At 57.1% G+C, this 17,449-nt stretch carries 16 protein-coding genes; 6 read left to right on the forward strand and 10 right to left on the reverse strand.

The features are described 5' to 3' along the window. Positions 1 to 85: 85 nt before the first annotated feature. The 9 genes from D8M23_RS01875 to D8M23_RS01915 form a co-directional block, all read right to left on the reverse strand. Positions 86 to 736: a DUF6318 family protein gene (locus D8M23_RS01875; RefSeq protein ID WP_126853365.1), complete on the reverse strand. Its 651-nt coding sequence runs from the start codon at positions 734 to 736 to the stop codon at positions 86 to 88. Between the two features lie 121 nt (positions 737 to 857). Beyond that, positions 858 to 1,538 (reverse strand): DUF6318 family protein, encoded by a 681-nt coding sequence (locus D8M23_RS01880; RefSeq protein ID WP_126853367.1) that lies wholly within the window; start codon positions 1,536 to 1,538, stop codon positions 858 to 860. A 175-nt stretch (positions 1,539 to 1,713) separates the two neighbouring features. Beyond that, positions 1,714 to 2,508, reverse strand: coding sequence for a DUF6318 family protein (locus D8M23_RS01885; protein WP_006887823.1), 795 nt, complete (start codon positions 2,506 to 2,508; stop codon positions 1,714 to 1,716). Positions 2,509 to 2,638: 130 nt separating this feature from the next. Continuing rightward, entirely contained in the window at positions 2,639 to 3,241 is a 603-nt protein-coding gene (locus tag D8M23_RS01890; RefSeq protein WP_126853368.1) for a DUF6318 family protein, read from the reverse strand. 98 nt (positions 3,242 to 3,339) lie between these two features. Beyond that, on the reverse strand, positions 3,340 to 4,098 hold the full coding sequence (locus D8M23_RS01895) for a DUF6318 family protein (RefSeq protein WP_126853370.1): 759 nt from the start codon (positions 4,096 to 4,098) through the stop codon (positions 3,340 to 3,342). A 66-nt stretch (positions 4,099 to 4,164) separates the two neighbouring features. Next, on the reverse strand, positions 4,165 to 5,031 hold the full coding sequence (locus D8M23_RS11790) for a DUF6318 family protein (protein ID WP_126853372.1): 867 nt from the start codon (positions 5,029 to 5,031) through the stop codon (positions 4,165 to 4,167). Positions 5,032 to 5,164: 133 nt separating this feature from the next. Beyond that, on the reverse strand, positions 5,165 to 5,908 hold the full coding sequence (locus tag D8M23_RS01905) for a DUF6318 family protein (protein WP_126853374.1): 744 nt from the start codon (positions 5,906 to 5,908) through the stop codon (positions 5,165 to 5,167). A 289-nt stretch (positions 5,909 to 6,197) separates the two neighbouring features. Next, positions 6,198 to 7,007: a DUF6318 family protein gene (locus tag D8M23_RS01910; RefSeq protein ID WP_126853376.1), complete on the reverse strand. Its 810-nt coding sequence runs from the start codon at positions 7,005 to 7,007 to the stop codon at positions 6,198 to 6,200. Between the two features lie 159 nt (positions 7,008 to 7,166). Continuing rightward, on the reverse strand, positions 7,167 to 7,946 hold the full coding sequence (locus tag D8M23_RS01915; RefSeq protein WP_126853378.1) for a DUF6318 family protein: 780 nt from the start codon (positions 7,944 to 7,946) through the stop codon (positions 7,167 to 7,169). A 166-nt stretch (positions 7,947 to 8,112) separates the two neighbouring features. On the opposite strand from D8M23_RS01915, the gene D8M23_RS01920 reads away from it, so the two are divergent. Then, on the forward strand, positions 8,113 to 9,888 hold the full coding sequence (locus tag D8M23_RS01920) for a dynamin family protein (protein WP_126853380.1): 1,776 nt from the start codon (positions 8,113 to 8,115) through the stop codon (positions 9,886 to 9,888). Position 9,889: 1 nt separating this feature from the next. Beyond that, on the forward strand, positions 9,890 to 11,719 hold the full coding sequence (locus D8M23_RS01925) for a GTPase (protein ID WP_126853381.1): 1,830 nt from the start codon (positions 9,890 to 9,892) through the stop codon (positions 11,717 to 11,719). A 66-nt stretch (positions 11,720 to 11,785) separates the two neighbouring features. On the opposite strand, the gene D8M23_RS01930 is transcribed toward D8M23_RS01925, so the two are convergent. Then, positions 11,786 to 12,646 (reverse strand): IclR family transcriptional regulator, encoded by an 861-nt coding sequence (locus D8M23_RS01930; protein ID WP_126853383.1) that lies wholly within the window; start codon positions 12,644 to 12,646, stop codon positions 11,786 to 11,788. Between the two features lie 103 nt (positions 12,647 to 12,749). Here D8M23_RS01930 and leuC point away from each other — a divergent pair, with 103 nt between their 5' ends. The 4 genes from leuC to D8M23_RS01950 all read left to right on the forward strand — a co-directional run bounded on the left by leuC (position 12,750) and on the right by D8M23_RS01950 (position 17,439). Beyond that, the gene (gene leuC, locus D8M23_RS01935) at positions 12,750 to 14,189 is read left to right on the forward strand and encodes a 3-isopropylmalate dehydratase large subunit (protein WP_126853385.1); all 1,440 of its coding nucleotides are present in this window, start codon (positions 12,750 to 12,752) and stop codon (positions 14,187 to 14,189) included. 10 nt (positions 14,190 to 14,199) lie between these two features. Further along, positions 14,200 to 14,787: a 3-isopropylmalate dehydratase small subunit gene (gene leuD / locus D8M23_RS01940; protein WP_126853387.1), complete on the forward strand. Its 588-nt coding sequence runs from the start codon at positions 14,200 to 14,202 to the stop codon at positions 14,785 to 14,787. 366 nt (positions 14,788 to 15,153) lie between these two features. Continuing rightward, positions 15,154 to 16,584 carry a UDP-N-acetylglucosamine 1-carboxyvinyltransferase gene (gene murA, locus D8M23_RS01945; RefSeq protein ID WP_126500165.1) on the forward strand — a complete coding sequence of 477 codons (1,431 nt, stop codon included), beginning with the start codon at positions 15,154 to 15,156 and terminating at the stop codon, positions 16,582 to 16,584. Further along, on the forward strand, positions 16,585 to 17,439 hold the full coding sequence (locus D8M23_RS01950) for a lysophospholipid acyltransferase family protein (protein ID WP_126853389.1): 855 nt from the start codon (positions 16,585 to 16,587) through the stop codon (positions 17,437 to 17,439). Positions 17,440 to 17,449 lie beyond the last annotated feature (10 nt).

A 17,449-nucleotide genomic window follows, 5' to 3' on the forward strand; every position in this document is an offset into this window, starting at 1 on the left:
CCTCTCTACTTACGACGCTGATGATATAACTATATACCCCGCAGCTTCTTGCGCAAACGTGCGACACATACTGAAAATACGTTAATTACACACCCGAAGATGCGTTGGTGTTGGCGGTAAACTCCGAAAAATCAATCACCCATTTATGATCCTCATACCGTGCCTTTAACGGGCCTGACCTGGTAACACTATTAGTAGCGCTGGCTGGGGTCTCGCGTACTTTCCCGGAGATAACCTCAAAATCACCGAATTTAATGAAATACTCCATTGGCCACTCATACACATCCTCTTCCTTCTTTTGGGGGTGCGGGGCGTGTATGGTGCAGTGGTACCGAACCTTTGAAAACCAGCTATTGCCGCTGCCGATCATCCGATCCAGTTCCCCTTGGGTAAGACCCTGGTACCGTTCCATATAGGGTTGCGCTTCGCCTGTGTTTCTGCTTTCAATAATGTACTCTGTGAAAGCAAAAATATAGCCAATAGTGCTGTACAGCCCAGCCACTGAGCGCTCATCCGCATGGGCAGGAAGCACCGGAACCGGCACGTTTTGGGCGGGTTCAGATCGGGTCGCTTCCCGGTAGTCACCATTCTGACGGTAGCTGTCGAACTTCAGTTCTCCGCTGTAATCATATTGCCGATCAAGCCACATATTGCTGGTGCTGCACCCTGCAAGGAGCAGAGCGCCGCCGCAACCGGCTAGAGCAAACAAAGACCGTCGATTCATGGAAGTAGGCACGGTGATCAGGAATCCTTAGAACACACGAAGTTGAGATACCTCAAACATTATAAGAGGCCGCACCGAAACCCCAAAAGACGGGGGCTAGGCCCCAATAACCAACCCTGCAGCACCGTAGACCTTAGATAGTTTTTGACCCGCCCGAAGACCTGCTGTTTGTATCGTCGCTGAGTAACTCCTCGAGCTTGAGACGCCACACGCCATCACTGTACCTCGCTTTTATAGTGCCTTCGTATTTTTGTTCCCGCTTTTCAGCTGGGATCTCCCGTGCACGCCCGGCAGATACCAGGAAACTCCCCAGTTTCGCCGTCATTATGGCTGGCCACGAGTACGTATCGCCCTCACGCGTTGGCATAGGATCCTTCAACGTAAACCTGATATCGGGAGCCTCAGACCATATCTTGTAATCACTAGAATCGCTAGAGTCACTAGAAGACTGTGAATCTGTATCAAGGCGTTTATGATATTCGCCATCAAGCAGATTCCGGCCCGTATCACCAGTTTGGTAGGCATATGTAACACTCGCAGCTATAAAACCAATAGTGGAATATAGGCCCGCCACTGTGTGCTCATTAACGTTGTGTGGAAGCGTTGGTACGGGAGCATTCTTAGCGGGCTCAGTGCGGGTAGGTGCCGTATATTCACCTTCGCGGCGGAAACTATCGAACGTTACCTCACCGCTGTAATCTGTGCGCTCTGCGGCCACCACTGACGCCCCGGAGCTGCAAGCGCTTAAAAACAGGATGGAGGCACCCCCAACTGCGCCAGTAAATAAAAAACGACGAGACACGGAAGCAGACATCGGGACGCCTTTCAGTTGAAGTAGCTAGCATGATTATAGCTTTTACCCACTCAAAAGTTGGGGATATGCAAGCCACTTTCATCTACTAAAGCATCAGTATCCCAGCGGATTAGACGGGCCCTTCCCGGCGGGGTACGCGCATCAGGGTACCCTGCCGGGAAGAGGCTAAATGAACCTAGTTAATATCCATATTCAGATCCCAAATACCGTTCATATAGGTGCCTACAGCCTCACCAGACATGTAGATATGGCGTTTATCGGCGGGGGTATCCTGCAGCGTACCCTTACGGTAAATCTTCTCGCCCACGTCAATATTCAGCTTCACCTGCCAGTTCCACGAACCGCCAGCATACACCGGCTGCGGGGCGGTAATAATTAACGAGGCGGACGGCTTCGCATACCAGATCTTATCGGCCTCGCTTTTCTTCGTACTCTCCGCATAGCCTTGCAGTACGTTCTTTGCCTCAGCATTGAGGGTTACCGTATTAACGTACTGCATATCGCCAGTCTGCAGCAGATAATCCACCGCTGCCCCAAACCAGGCCAATGCGCCCGCGAACCCGGCTGCATTATCTTTTTTCATGGACTCAGGCTGAACTGGGATCGGGACATTCTGCGCCGGGTGTTCCTCGGTGGCAGCCATATATTCGCCGGGCTTGTCGTATTTATCAATCTTCGCTTCACCACTAAAGTCCTTTTTCTCCTCAACGGTGGGAGAAGCTGAGGGGGTGGCGGTGGCAGACTCGGAGGGAGAGGCTGAAGGCGTCGCAGAGGCACTGGCAGTTGCGGTACGGGATGCGCGGGGAGATGCGCTCTGAACCTCAAATGTACTTGAGGAAGGCTCAGAAGGAGACGGTGCAGAGGCGGTGGTAGTGGTCTGCTGCGACTCAGAACTGCACGCAGCCAAAAAAGCTGCGCTGCTGAGACCAATGACACTAAGTGCAGTGCGCCGGGTCAAGGGGGATGACATGAGAGCTATACCTTTCAAAATTTTGGTTTGCGAGTGAATATTTCGGTGACTGCTATCGTGTCGTGATAGAGAATAGCATACCCTGAAGCATGATTGACGCAGGGCGCCACGCTCGGGCTGAACTCCGATCCTAGCGTTTCTTTGGTGTGCTCAGATTCCAGGACCCCTCAACATAGCGGCCCGTAATATCACCCTCGGATTGCACCAGTTTACGGTTCTGCGGAACCTGCGAGACTTTGCCGCGGATCAGCGCAAAATCACCCTGTTTCATGGTGAGTTTGGCGGGCCACTGGTAGCCATCAGTGTTCCTGATTGGGGCGGAAGTGGTGAGTTCAACAGTCACCGTGACCTCACTCAACCAGGTTTTATCGTCAAAAAGCTCCGCAACATCGGTGTAGCTTTTCAGATCTTCCCGGTCAAACCTGATGTCTTTCAGATGCTGGGAATCACCCGTGTTCATCATGTACTGCAAAGAAGCCGCGAAGTAACAGATTGTTGCATGAAGCCCTGCCACGGAATTCTCCCCCATATTATCGGGCTTGATAGGAACCGGCACATTCTTCGAGGGATGCTCCTGAGTTGCTGGCTCATAGGGGCCAGCGGAGGTGTCGTATCTATCAAGTTTCGCTTCGCCTTTGTAATCTGCTCCCGCGCCGCACGAGGTGAGCGCAGCAACCACGCTGCCTACGCCAGCTAATCCCAACGCAAAGCGGCGCGTCACGGCAGGAAACATCGTTGTCCTTTCACAGATTTATAGAACCCTAAAACAAATGCAATGATAGTTTACGCACAAAATATGAGGGCGACAAAGCCCACCGTAATGGTTATGTATTATTGGGACGCGCGCGGGCTTGCCGACGGTGAAGGGTCGTCATCTTCATCGCCTTCCCACCGGAATTCCCAGCGCCCCTGTTGGTAATTGACAAGGCCAACAACCTCTTTATCGTAATGCTGGTCTTGAGGCGAAAGCTCCGTATATTTTCCGTCTTTTACCGCGAAAGAGCCCAGATCGTTAATGATGCGCAACGGCCAGCGGTACTGCGAGCCTTCCCGGGTGGGCTGCGGGGTAATGAGCACAATCTTGAAATTTGGGTTTGCGTACCAGAGCGTACCGTTTTTAGTTTCTGCACCCATTTTCTCGAAACTTTTATAGCTCTCATTCGGCCATTTGAGGGCGCGTATGGGCGAGGGGTCTCCGGTGATATTGAGGTAGGTTAGGCACGCGGCGTAGTAGGCAATTGTGGCGTGCATCCCCGCCACCGAATCTTCATACATATGCTCCGGAACCACCGGCTTTGGTACGTTCTTGGCGGGATGCTCTTTGGTCGCTGGCTCGTAGGGGCCCGCCGACGTGTCGTATTTTTCAAGTTTCGCCTCCCCGCTGTAGTCTTTAGCAGCAGGCGTGGGGGAGGCGCTTGGCGACGTCGTCTCACCACTCACAGGCGTGGTGCTCTCCGCCGGTGAGGGGCTCTCCGCCAGGGCTGGCTTGACGGGTGCCGACACTATAGCGCCGGAGCACCCGCTGGTAAAAAGCACACCAGCGACCGAAAACATGCCCAAAACCGTGCGGCGAGTAATGGAAGAGGCCAACGCAGTCATCCTTTCCGGCCTGAACCGACCGTGAGGGGCGGAAGGTGTGTGGACACCTAGAAACAATTAGATGAAGTTGCCGCCACCTGATGATGAGGAAGAGGAAGAACTTTCGGACGGTGATGGGCTGCTAGAGGAAGACGAGGAGCTGCTGCTCGACGACGGGCTGCGGGTTGGCGAAGAGCTGCTGGAACTACGCGAATACCAGATGATCGTCCAGTGCCCACCCTCGTATGTACCCACAGCTATTTGGCGTGATTCACCATACCGGCTGTATGAAGATAGTGAACTGTACTTACCATCTTTCACGATGAAAGGCCCCTGATCCGTCTTAGCGGTAAACGGCCACATATACTTATCGCCGTTCTTTGTCGGCTCGGGGCTATTGAGGTAAATCTTCACTTCGGGAGAACCGTACCAGCTTCGTTTCTCCCGGATGGGCGCACCTTTGCTTTCATACTTCGGCAATGTGTCTTCCGACAGACGTACCTCACGCAAAAACTCGGTTTCCCCGGTCAAATAGTAGTATTTCAAAGCCGCCGAAAGGTACCCTAATGCCGCTTTCAGGCCCTCGGCTGAGTTTTCGCTCATCTTCTCGGGCTTAACCGGTTTAGGCACGTTTCTTGCCGGGTGTTCCTTGGTGGCTGCTTCAAAGTTGCCCGCTGATGTGTCATATTTATCAATCTTGACTTCGGAAGAATAGTCAGAACTACTCGACGAAGATGAAGATGATGATGAGGGAGACGAAGCCGAAGAGGAACTGGGGGAGGCCTCGGAACTTGTTGTCGCAGGCTCGGAAGAATCACTCGAGGAAGGGGTGTGCGTCTTAACAGAAGTAGAAGAAAAAATAGAATTGGAACACCCTGAGACAGCAGCTATACCGGCTACGGTGAAAAAACCTAAAGCTGTGCGGCGCGTCAAGTCGGAAGTCATATACCCAATCTTTCACTCGGTGAGGTTGAGATACATCAACTATACCGCCCACACATCTACCTGTGGGGGTGCGCCACCTTATAGCTTACGGCGAAAATCCTGGGAACCAGTATCAGGCAGGTTCGTGTGAAGGTTATGCCGGGGCAGCGGTGCCAGCGGCAGCCTCCGGAACCTTACCGCGTGTCTCGGGCAGCACGTCATACGTCATGCGCCACGAACCCTGGTCATACACTACAAACAGCGGGTCGGTATCGACCGCGAAATTAGATTTAAAATCTTCGTAAATAGTGTTTGCGGCCCCCACCACCCGGGCCTGCGGGTCAAACCCCGGTGTGCACTTCCAGATGTAGGTGTTCTCGCTCTCGCCTTTTGTTGGCTGCTCAGTATCCAGTGAGAGAGTAAAAGGGTGCGCCGTGGAGCTACGCAGCCATGCACCCTTCGCGTACAGTTCCCCCAGCTCCTTCGCATCCTCCTGCGACTGGGCGTCAGTGACCTTATTGAGCGCTGAAGCATCACCGGTTAATAGCAGGTAATTATGCGCGGCAACCCAGAACCCAATGAAGCTGTACAGCCCCTCAACATTTGGTTCGGTCATGCCGTGAGGCTCCTGCGGGGCGGGCACATTCTTGGCTTTCTCATTGTCATTCCCGAGAACCACAGCCTCCACATCCCCAGAGTACGAGGTGAATTTCACATCTCCCCGGTACCCCGGTGATTTTGTGGGCACGGGGGTGAGGGACTGCGAACCTGCCTGCGGCCGCTGCTCGTTAGCTGAGGTGGAGTTAACCGTATCCAGCAGGAAAGCGCCTCCCACTCCTACCGACGTCAGCCCCGCAGCAGCTATTGCAGTTCTACGGGTGAGTGCAGCTCGGGACATAGCGAGGGCTCCTTTTCAACGGGAATAATCCTCATTATTCTATACCTACTCTAGCGTGCCCACCCTGTCATCTTGAGGCCGCAAACCGGTGACTACGCAGACGCTTGTCTCACGCTGTTTTACTCCAACCTGCGCTGATGCACACAAGGCGTCCCTGTGATTGTAAAACCCGGGGGATACGTTCAAAAAAATATATCTGGAACATCACATAGGTTATATCCCACCGCACCTGAGGCACATTATGGGTTATACGCTACCGGCCCTAGAGTAGACGCGCACTATTGTGGGTCTAGCGAGAGGCAGGAACGGTCACAACTTTCGCAGGAACCGTTGGTGTCACCTGGGGCAGGGCTGTGCGTCGGGGACTGGCTGACGGGTCGTACTGCTCAGCTGAAATAATCCACCACTGTTCACCCTCCCACATGCCGTACAGTTTACGCATTGTGCGGGCTTCCTCCGTGGGTAGGGCAGTATTCGTGTTAGCGGCAGCATTAACCAGCACACCGCTCTCTTGCTTCACTGAGCAGGCCCAAGCGTACTTATAGCCTTTCTCATCCGGTTGTTTCTCGGTGAGGGAGACTGTCCACGAACCACCCACAATCCACTGCGTCGTACTCATGTACAGCTGCTCATACCCCTGCAACTGTGCAATAGCGGGCTGGTTCTGCGGATGCACCACCTTCAATGCTGGTTTCATATCGCCTGTGGCTCGCGCATAATTGAGTGCCGCAATATAGTAAGCGAACGTGAATCTTAGTCCCGAGGTGTCCTCATCACGCATATAGTCGTACTCGGTGGGTACGGGAACATCTGTGGCTTTTGACTGCAGCGATGCAGGGTTGCCGGTAGGTGCCGCCGTTGACCCAGCTGACGGCTGAGGGCCAGCAGATCTGTAATGCTGCCACAGCAGCTCCCCGGAGAGGTTCTCCCGGGTATCCGCGGTGGTGGCTTGAACACTGGAACCGCCTGCTGGTACACCTGCATTGCCTGCGGTGCGGGAAGAAGAACTAGAGCCGCAGGCGGAGAGCGCCGCAGCACCCAGCGAAGAGGCTGCTCCAACCAAAAAAATACGGCGTGAGGCAACAGCAGATCGAATCATGGTGGACTATCCCTTCTAAGAACACCGCAACTTGTATACAAAGCCTATGCGGTGCAGGGTAAAACCACAAACGAATACGTCGCCAGTTCTAGAGCTGTTACTCACATCCAGCTGCCCCGGGAAGGGGCGGTGTCAGCGGCGGTGCTCATTATGCGGCTGCTACCGGGAAGACGGGGACGCAGCGGATGCTGAGGGGGCCAGCGACTCCTTCGCCGCCGAAACCTCCGCATCATCCATCATCTGCCAACCGTTGTCACCGTATTTGACGAACACATCCGCCCGGCGGGTTGTACCGTACATGTCGGTAAAAGACACGTTACGTTGTGCCTTGAGCAGGTACAGGTGAGCTTTACTGTCAACCGTGTACATGGACTCCCAGCGGAATACCTCTGAAGAGCCGATCCGTACGGGCCTGTCAGTATTGAGAGTAATACCGGTGGGGCGTTCAGTATCACACACAACCCACCCCTCATCACGAGAGTAAAGCTTCGAATAAATACCGATATTTGTGCTGTACTTATCGTTGCCTGGCAGAGCCTCAAAGAGAGAAATATCACCGGTAAGGTACATGTAGTTCTGCGCCGCGCACCAGTACTGCAGGAAGCTAAGAATGCCCTGTTCAGAAAGCTCACGCATATTTTCAGGTTCTTTAGGCTTGGCCACATTCCGGGGTCCGTGCTCCAATGTGCCAGCCTCAAACGGCCCATTTGCTGTCTCATAGTACTGGGCTGGCAGAACCACCGGACCGCGCACCTGCGAACCTGAGGCAGGGTCCACCTGGGGAGAAGCTGCAACTGGTGAAGGCGCCGCCGAAGAAGCGGCAGCAGGACGTTTATTCGCGGTAGAAATAGAAGAACCCGCGCACGCACTCAAAAGGGAGCCAGCTCCTACGATGGCAGTCTGCGTCAGGAGCGCGCGACGAGCAAAACTATGGTGCATTTATGGGGTCCCATCCTTATCGGTGATGCGGCCAGCTAATCGGGCCATAAACACTCGCGGCTAGCACTTACTACCGTAGCAGAAGGCACCCCGCACACGCATATTGGGAAGGTGCCTGAACCAGTCGGAGTATCATTGCGCACACAAATCAGGATAAACTGTTTGCGTGCAACACACCGATTATACGCACCTTATGCGTGTGCGCGAACTACTCGCCCACTGTGATGTTCCCTTAGAAACTCTCAACGCGGACTTAGCCCGTGAACGTATTCGTGCGGCCAATAAACAACTTGATGACTATATTCTGCCGCGTGCTGGCAGCCTGGATGCTCCACTCACCGTGGTTGTGGGCGGCTCCACTGGCGCCGGTAAATCCACGCTGGTGAATTCGCTCCTTGGCGAGCCCCTCACCCGTGCCGGGGCCATCCGCCCCACCACCCGCCAGCCTGTTCTGCTGCACCGCGCCGAAGATACACCCTACCTGGGATCCGAGCACTACCTGCCGAGCATGAGGCATCATAGCGTTGCCGCCGGAGAAACAGTGCCGGGAGCTGACGCACACACTGAAGCCGACGTGCTGGTGACATTACAGACCCAGACGGTACCGTCCGGTATCGCTCTTATTGATGCCCCAGATATTGACTCTGTCTCTGAACAGAACCGGCGGTTAGCTAAAGATTTGCTCTCTGCCGCCGACCTGTGGCTTTTTGTGACCACCGCTAACCGGTATGCGGACGCCGTGCCGTGGGAATTACTGCACCGTGCGGCCGAACGCAATATTACGGTGGCGGTGATACTCAACCGAGTACCAGAAGGCGCCGAACACGAAATAGAAGAAGACCTGCAACATATGCTCAGTGAAGCTGGGATCACCCCGGCACTGCTGGTGTGTATCCCCGAGCAGAAGCGCGATAATCGCGGCCTGCTGCCGCCTGCTGCTATAGGTCAAGTGCGGAACTGGCTAGAGCAGCTGGGGGCAGACGCCCCGGCACGCGCGGCAATCGCCCGCCGCACCCTCAGCGGCGCTATTAACGGGCTGGGAGAAGACCTGCAGGTTATTGCCGCAGAACAAAAATCCCAGCACGAGACGCTCACCCGGCTCAGGGCCGCAGTGGACGACGCCTACGACACCGCATTGGAGAACATCCGTGAGGCTGCCTCCGACGGTACGCTACTGCGTGGTGAGGTGCTGATGCGCTGGCAAGATTTTGTGGGCACCGGAGAGTTCTTCCGCTCACTAGAATCTGGAATCGGGCGCCTGCGGGACCGGCTAGTCGGGATCATGCGGGGCACCCCCGCCCAAGCCGCAAAAGTGGAACAGGCGTTAGAGCACGGGCTGCACGCAGTGGCCGTGGACGCTGCCGCCCGTGCCGCCGAACAGGTACGGCGCTCGTGGGGCTCAGAACGCCCGGGTGCGCTTCTTCTTGAGGAACACGATGCGGGTGTCACCGCCGAACAGGCGCAGACCGAGCAGAGCACATTCGAGACGCAGGTTGCGGAGCAGATCCGTGCCTGGCAGCAGGGAATCCTTGAGACAATCCGCGCCGAAGGCGCCGGTAAACGCCAGCGTGCACGCGTGCTCTCGCTGGGTGTTAATGCTGCCGCCGTGCTACTGATGGTCGCTGTGTTTTCCGCAACTGGTGGGCTGACCGGGCTGGAAATCGGCATCGCAGGCGGCTCCGGCGTGGTGGGATCTAAGCTCCTGGAATCGGTATTCGGTGAGGACGCCGCCCGCCGAATGGCCCAGCGTGCCCGCATCGACCTCATCGAGCGGATGCAAAACCTTCTGGATGCACACCGGCAGCGGTTCACCGATTCCCTCAATACCGTTAATGCGGGGCCTGAGCCAGCCCAGGTTCTTGAGGCCGCACAGCAGACACACCGTATTGGTCATGAACTAGCCGTGGACGGCAGCCCCGCCAGCAAAGAAATAAGGGGGTAGCATGGGCGACGAACTCGTTCCTTCGAGCACCACCATGGCTCGCCAGCGAGGCGGCACACTCACAGAGCGTGCAGACTCGCTCAACGCCGCGCTTGAGGCAGGCCGTGGGCGTATCGAAACAACCCTTATAGAGCGTAGCGCCACGACCATCAGCCATGCCCGAGAGCGCCTTAGCCTCTCAGGCGAGCACACTATCGTGGGGTTTTTCGGGGCGACTGGCAGCGGCAAATCTTCCCTTTTTAACGCTGTGGCGGGCCAAAAAATTGCCCACGCCGCCCATACCCGCCCCACCACGGTCGCCGCGCAGGCCGCCGTATGGGGCAGGGAAGGCAGCGAAGAGGTCCTTGACTGGCTTGGAGTCTCTGAACGGGTGTACCCGCTGGAAGACCCAGCCGAAGCACCTATAACACCTGAAATGCTGGTACCTGAGACACCCAGCGCCGCCCTGAATGAGACCAGGGTGCCCGCCCCCGGGCTGTGGAACCGCATCCGCACCATGGTTGGTAAAGGGCAGACCCACACCCGCTCCGGCGGGCTAATCCTGCTGGACCTACCCGATTTCGACTCGGTACGCCGCGATAACCGTGAACTGGTAGAACGCATGGTGGGGTATGTGGATGTGCTCGTATGGGTGGTAGATCCGCAGAAATACGCGGATGCGGTGCTGCACCACGAGTTTATCGAGCCCCTAGCCGCACACGGCGGCACGATGCTGTGTGTACTTAACCAGTCAGATCTGCTGGATGCACACGACCTTCCCCAGGTACTGGACTCCCTGCGGCAGCTGCTGGTTCAGGACGGTATTAGCCACCACTTGCTGGCTGAGCCGATCGCGGTTTCAGCCCGCACAGGTGCCGGGCTGGACTCCCTCAAATCGTTACTGGGGCAGGTGGCTGCCGCGAAAAGTGCCGCTTTGCAGCGGGTTACTGCCGACCTGGACGCTATCCACGGCGAGCTTTCAGACCGTGACGGCGGCCCGGTGGAGGCCTCTATTAGCGAAGAGTCGGTGGATACACTCACCGCCTCATGTTTCACAGCCAGCGGTGCGGGTACCGTGCTGGATGCGGCGGTTAGCTCCTACAAGCGCCGTGCCGGGGCGCGCACCGGGTGGATAGCGACCCGCTGGGTTGCTAAATTCCGGCCCGACCCGCTGAAGCGCCTGCACTTGGGGTACGCGGACGGCTCTGATACGCGACAGGACACCGCTGTTGATGAGCTGTTTGATGTGGAACCGGGGCAGCCTTCAGCGGTTCCCGCGCACCTGGTGGCCTCGTCATTACCCCCGCTGAGCCCAGCGCAGCGGGCATCCGTGGCGAACTCGGTACGTGCATTTGGCGCCGAAACCGCACACGGTATTGAAGAGCCCTGGAACAGCAGCATTCGTAATGCCGCCCTAGAACACGAACAGCAGCTGCCTGCCGCATTTGAACGCGCTATAGCGGGTGTTGACTACCGCACGGACCGGCGTCAGTGGTGGTGGGCGCTCCTGAATAGTGTGCAGTGGGTGGCGTTGCTGAGCGCCCTAGCGGGGGTACTGTGGCTCACCGGCATGGCGGCAGCAGCATACTTTCAGGTGCCGCTTCCGCCACCGCCCACACCGGACGGCTCACCCGTGCCGGTGCCTACTCTGCTGCTGCTCTTAGGGGTGCTATTGGGGATTGTGGCTGCGGGGGCAGGGCGGGCGCTTACCGCCATGGGCGCGCGAATATACCGTCAAAGGATACAGCGCGCCCTCACCCGGGGCCTTGAGGCCGCTCTCAACGAGCAGGTTGTGCACCCCGTCGAGAACGAAATAATGCGCCTGGAAACTTACCGTAACCACCTGCGGTAGCATCATGCGGTACGGAGAATACTCCGAACCGGGGCGTGCCGGGTTGGTGGTCTGCGTCGCCGCGTGCTAGCTGGCTCGTAACGCTGCGGTGAGCGCGGCGGCGGCCTCAAGAACGGCCTCGGCGTACATGCGCCCGGGCTGGCGGCTCATACGGTCAATAGAGCCAGCGATCGAAACTGCGGCGATAACCTTCCCAGTGGGGGAGTACACCGGGGCCGATACCGATGCGGTACCGCGCTCGCGCTCACCCACGGACTGCGCCCAGCCAATACGCCGCACCGAGGCGAGCATCGCGGCGCTAAAATGCGCATTGCGCAGCCCCTCAATAATGCGGCCTTGGTCTTCCCACGCCAGAAGAACCTGCGCTGCCGAGCCGGCTTTCATTGAAAGCTGGGTACCCACGGGAATGGTTTCGCGCATACCCACGGGGCGTTCCGCGGAGGCCACGCAGACACGCCAGTCACCCTGACGGCGGTAAATCTGTGCCGACTCGTTGGTGGCGTGCCGTAGCTTATCAAGTACCGGTGCGGCGGCAGCCAGCAGCTGGTCTTCGGCGGTGGCGGAAGCAAGCTCCGACAAACGCGGCCCCAGCATAAAACGCCCCTGCACATCCCGCGCCACAAGACGATGGTGGGTGAGTGCAACAGCGAGACGGTGTGCGGTGGGCCGGGCAAGGCCTGTGGCGTTCACCAACTGTCCAAGAGTTACTGGCCCCGCCTCAAGGCAGTCTAGAATGAGGGTGGCTTTGTCAAGCACACCCACGCCGGAGGAGCTGACCGGCTCAACCTCAACCACCCGCTGATCGTCCCTGAGCGTCTGCGGCGCCTTAAGCGGCGCCGTGACCGGGGGAACACTCCTGGTGGCTTGATGAGACCCGGTAGGTTTACGAGATGAAGGTGATGTGTGATTGTGTGCGGATACGGTCATACTTTCAGTGTATCTCAGAATGTGGAAGATACGTTGTACTGTGTAGACTCCCCATCAAAACAAAATCATGATGAGTACACCCCAAGCACCAATAGGAGGAAAAATGGCGGCTCACCCCGGTCCGCGAACTCTCGCGGAAAAAGTGTGGGACAGCCACGTGGTGGTACCCGGCGAAAACGGCAAACCCGATTTGCTGTACATCGACCTGCATCTCGTCCACGAAGTCACCTCACCCCAGGCGTTTGAAGGGCTGCGCATTGAGAACAGGCCCCTGCGCAGGCTGGATCTGACAATCGCCACCGAGGACCACAACACCCCCACCGAGAATATCTTTTCAACTATTGCGGATATCACCTCACGTACTCAGATTGAGACTCTGCGCCGTAACGCCGCTGAATTTGGGATGCGAATTCACCCCCTTGGAGATAAAGAACAGGGAATTGTGCATGTGGTTGGCCCGCAGCTGGGGCTGACCATGCCCGGGCTGACCGTGGTGTGCGGCGATTCGCACACCTCAACCCACGGTGCTTTCGGAGCGCTGGCCTTTGGTATCGGCACCTCTGAGGTTGAGCACGTGATGGCCACCCAAACCCTGCCGCTGGCGCGTTTTAAAACCATGGCCATTAACGTTGAAGGCACCCTCAAACCGGGGGTGACTGCTAAGGACATTATTCTGGCCGTGATTGCCCAGATCGGAACCGGGGGCGGTCAAGGCTACGTACTTGAATACCGTGGCTCGGCCATCCGTTCTCTGTCGATGGAAGGGCGCATGACCATCTGTAATATGTCGATTGAGGCAGGTGCCCGTGCCGGCATGGTTGCGCCTGACGAAACCACCTTTGAGTACGTCAAAGGACGACCGCATGCACCCACGGGGCAGGACTGGGATGAGGCGGTGGCCTACTGGAAGACCCTGCCCACCGATGAGGGGGCCGTCTTCGATCAAGAAATCTACATTAATGCGGATGAGCTGGAGCCTTTCGTCACCTGGGGCACTAACCCGGGACAGGGTATTCCCCTGAGCCAGGCCGTGCCGTCCCCCGATGACTTTGAGGACGAGAACGAAAAAGCCGCCGCCGCCCGTGCCTTAGAGTACATGAACCTCACCGCCGGAACTCCAATGAAGGACATCCCGGTAGACGTGGTTTTCTTAGGCTCCTGCACCAATTCACGTATTGAAGATCTTCGGTCCGCCGCCAATATTATTCGCGGTCGTACCATGGCACCGGGGGTGCGGATGATGGTCGTTCCCGGCTCACAGAAAGTTCGCGCACAGGCCGAAGAAGAAGGCCTCGATAAGGTTTTTAAAGATTTTGGCGCAGACTGGCGGTTTGCCGGATGCTCCATGTGCCTGGGAATGAACCCCGACCAGCTGGCCCCGGGGGAGCGGTGCGCCTCCACCTCAAACCGCAATTTTGAGGGGCGGCAAGGCAAAGGCGGACGTACCCACCTTGTCTCACCCCTAGTCGCCGCCGCCACGGCGGTGCGCGGAACCCTTTCCTCCCCATCTGATTTGTCTGACTACCAGCCTGCAGCGGCCTAAGGAGAACACCGTGGAACCGATTATTGAGCACACCGGAATTGGTGTTCCCCTGCGCACCTCGAACGTGGACACCGACCAGATCCTCCCAGCCGTGTACCTCAAACGCGTCACCAAAACCGGCTTCGACGATGCTCTCTTCGCCAACTGGCGTAAAGACCCCGAATTCATCCTCAACACAGTGCCTTACCGTCACGGCTCTGTGCTGGTGGCTGGGCCTGATTTTGGGACCGGCTCGTCCCGTGAGCACGCCGTGTGGGCCCTCAAAGACTACGGGTTTAGGGTGGTTATCTCGGCACGATTCGGCGATATTTTCCGGGGTAACGCGGGTAAACAGGGGCTGGTCACCGCCCAAGTTGCCCAAGATGATATTGAACTCATCTGGAAAGCTATTGAGGATGAGCCTGGAACTGAAATCACCGTAAACCTCAAAGAAAAAACCGTTGCAGTGGGGGCGCTGACGGTTCCGTTCCAGCTAGACGACTATGTGTGTTGGCGCCTCATGGAAGGTCTCGACGATATTGGCCTGACCCTGCAAAATATTGAGGCAATCAAAGCGTACGAGGCACGCAGGCCCGCCTGGATGCCCCGGACACAGTAACAACACCCGTTGCCTTGCCTCCTTATATTTAGCGGCGAAGGACGTGAAGCAGCTGCTGCGAGGAACCCTAATCGCGAGATGCAGATAATTTTTAAGCTGTATGCAACAGTTTAAAAAACTTCAATCACAACTTCGTATTTCGGGTATTTAATCTCCCACCCTTAGATGCTCCCCGCGACGCAGTACCGCCTCAGAATGGCCCTCACCGTGCGCAGCCTCTCACCGCCGCTGCACAGGGTGAACATGTTTGGAGCTACCCGGTACAGGCCGTAGAATAATGATGTCTTGTTGCGTGCATTTACCGAGTACGCACGTGCCCAGTTATACCGCTGACACCGGCGGCCGATTACCATAAGGACAATCACCATGACCCTTAATATCAGCAAGCTTCGCATTGACGGCGGAACCCCGCTCAAGGGCCAGGTGACGGTTCGCGGCGCCAAAAACCTGGTGCCCAAAGCAATGGTTGCTGCCCTGCTCGGCAGCACCCCCTCAGTGCTGCGTAACGTCCCAGACCTTAGCGACGTAGAAGTCGTAACTATCCTCGCCGAGCTGCACGGCGCGAAAGTTGATTACGACCGCGAAACCGGCGTGCTCACCCTCACCCCCGACCACAACTCCCAGACCGCCGAACGCAACGCGAAAGATATCCAGCTCTTCGGTGGTAACTCACGTATCCCCATCCTCATGGTTGGCCCGCTGCTGCACACCATTAAAACCGCGCGCATCCCCAACCTGGGCGGCTGCAAAATCGGTGACCGACCCATCGACTATCACCTCAACGCACTCCGTAAGTTCGGCGCCAATGTTGCCAAAGACGATGCGAGCGGCATCACCCTGGAGGTGCCCGAAGACGGGCTCAAAGGCACTGACATTGAACTAACTTACCCCTCAGTGGGTGCCACCGAGCAGGTGCTCCTCACCGCAGTGCGCGCACAGGGCAAAACCGTACTGAAGAACGCCGCGATTGAGCCCGAAATCATTGATCTCATCGCCGTACTGCAGAAGATGGGCGCCATTATTTTCGTTAACGATAACCGCACCATCGTCATTGAAGGCGTGGATGAGCTCACCGGCTACGACCACACTGCACTCCCGGACCGCAATGAGGCAGCGTCCTGGGCGTCAGCGGCGCTCGCTACCGGCGGTGATATTTTTGTGCGCGGTGCTGACCAGCAGGATATGACGGCGTTTCTTAATGTTTTCCGTAAGGCTGGGGGACGTTACGAAGTCATTGATCACGGGAAAGATAAGGGAATCCGCTTCACTCACCCCGGTGGTGAGCTGAAGCCGGTGGTGTTTGAAACGGACGTGCACCCCGGGTTCATGACCGACTGGCAGCAGCCGCTCGTGGTGGCGCTCACCCAGGCGAAGGGTACCTCCATTGTGCACGAGACCGTGTACGAGAACCGTTTTGGTTTCATTAACCCGCTCAAGCAGATGGGTGCCGATATTGTGGTGCTGCGTGATTGCATCGGTAACGTCTCGTGCCGGTTCTACGGCAAGAGCTTCGGCCATTCCGCCATTATTAACGGTCCCACCGCTCTGAGGGCCGACAACTTCCAGGTGCCCGATTTGCGCGGCGGTTTCTCCCATGTCATTGCGGCGCTGGCGGCTAAAGGAACCTCCGAAGTGAGCGGTGTTGAGGTGATTGCACGCGGCTATGAGAACTTTGAGCAGAAACTCAAGGATCTAGGCGCCACCTTTGAGGTGCTTGAACGCAAGGCCAGTGAGGCTCCCAAGCCCGATGCCAAAATCGATGTGCCCACTCCTGAGACCGTTGAGGTTCAGGACTAAATGAGCGGTCAGCAGGGAAAGAAAACGCTGCCGACGATCGCCCCCAGCACCAGCGGCGATCGGCTGTTTAGGGTGCTGGGCACCATGGTCCGCCCCACCTACCACGCCATCGCCAGCATAAAGATTGAGGGGCGTGAGAACCTGCCGCAGAAGGGCGGGTACATTGTGGTGGCTAACCACACCACAGAGGTGGACCCCATTACCGTGGCCTACGCGCCGTTTATTAGCGGGGCTCTACCGCGTTTTCTGGCGAAAGATTCTTTGTTTCGGGCCCCGGTGCTCGGATGGCTCATGTGTAAAATGGCGCATATTCCGGTGATTCGCGGGTCTGTTGATGCCCGAAAGTCACTCATTACCGCCAGGTCTGTGGTGGAAGCAGGGGGTGCCGTGGTGATTTTCCCGGAAGGCACCACCACGCATGACCCTGATACCTGGCCGATGCAGGCGCGTACTGGCGCAGCTCGGTTGGCTTTAGCCACCGGCGCACCTGTTATACCGGTGGCGCACTGGGGAGACGAGCAGATCCTCAGCTACGAGTATGTAGACGGCCCCGACGGCAAGAAGAAGGAGAAACGCAAAGTTTCTCTGTGGCCGCGTAAAACGGTGCACGTTAAAATTGGGCAGCCAATGAATATAGCGGCCCTGGTAGATGACCCGTCGCCGCAGGCCAAACGTACCCGCACCGAGCTTAATATTGTCACCGAGGCGATGATGGATGAAATCACCGCTTTGCTGGCGCACATCCGCGGGGAACAGGCCCCCAAGGGACGGTGGAATCCCAAGACGAAACGCCGTGAACTTCCGGGGGAGACCACGGGTGTGACCGGCACTCTTGGGGAACCTGACGAAAACTAGAAGGTGGTAG

This window comes from Rothia sp. HSID18067, assembly GCF_003989445.1.
Lineage (GTDB): Bacteria > Actinomycetota > Actinomycetes > Actinomycetales > Micrococcaceae > Rothia > Rothia aeria.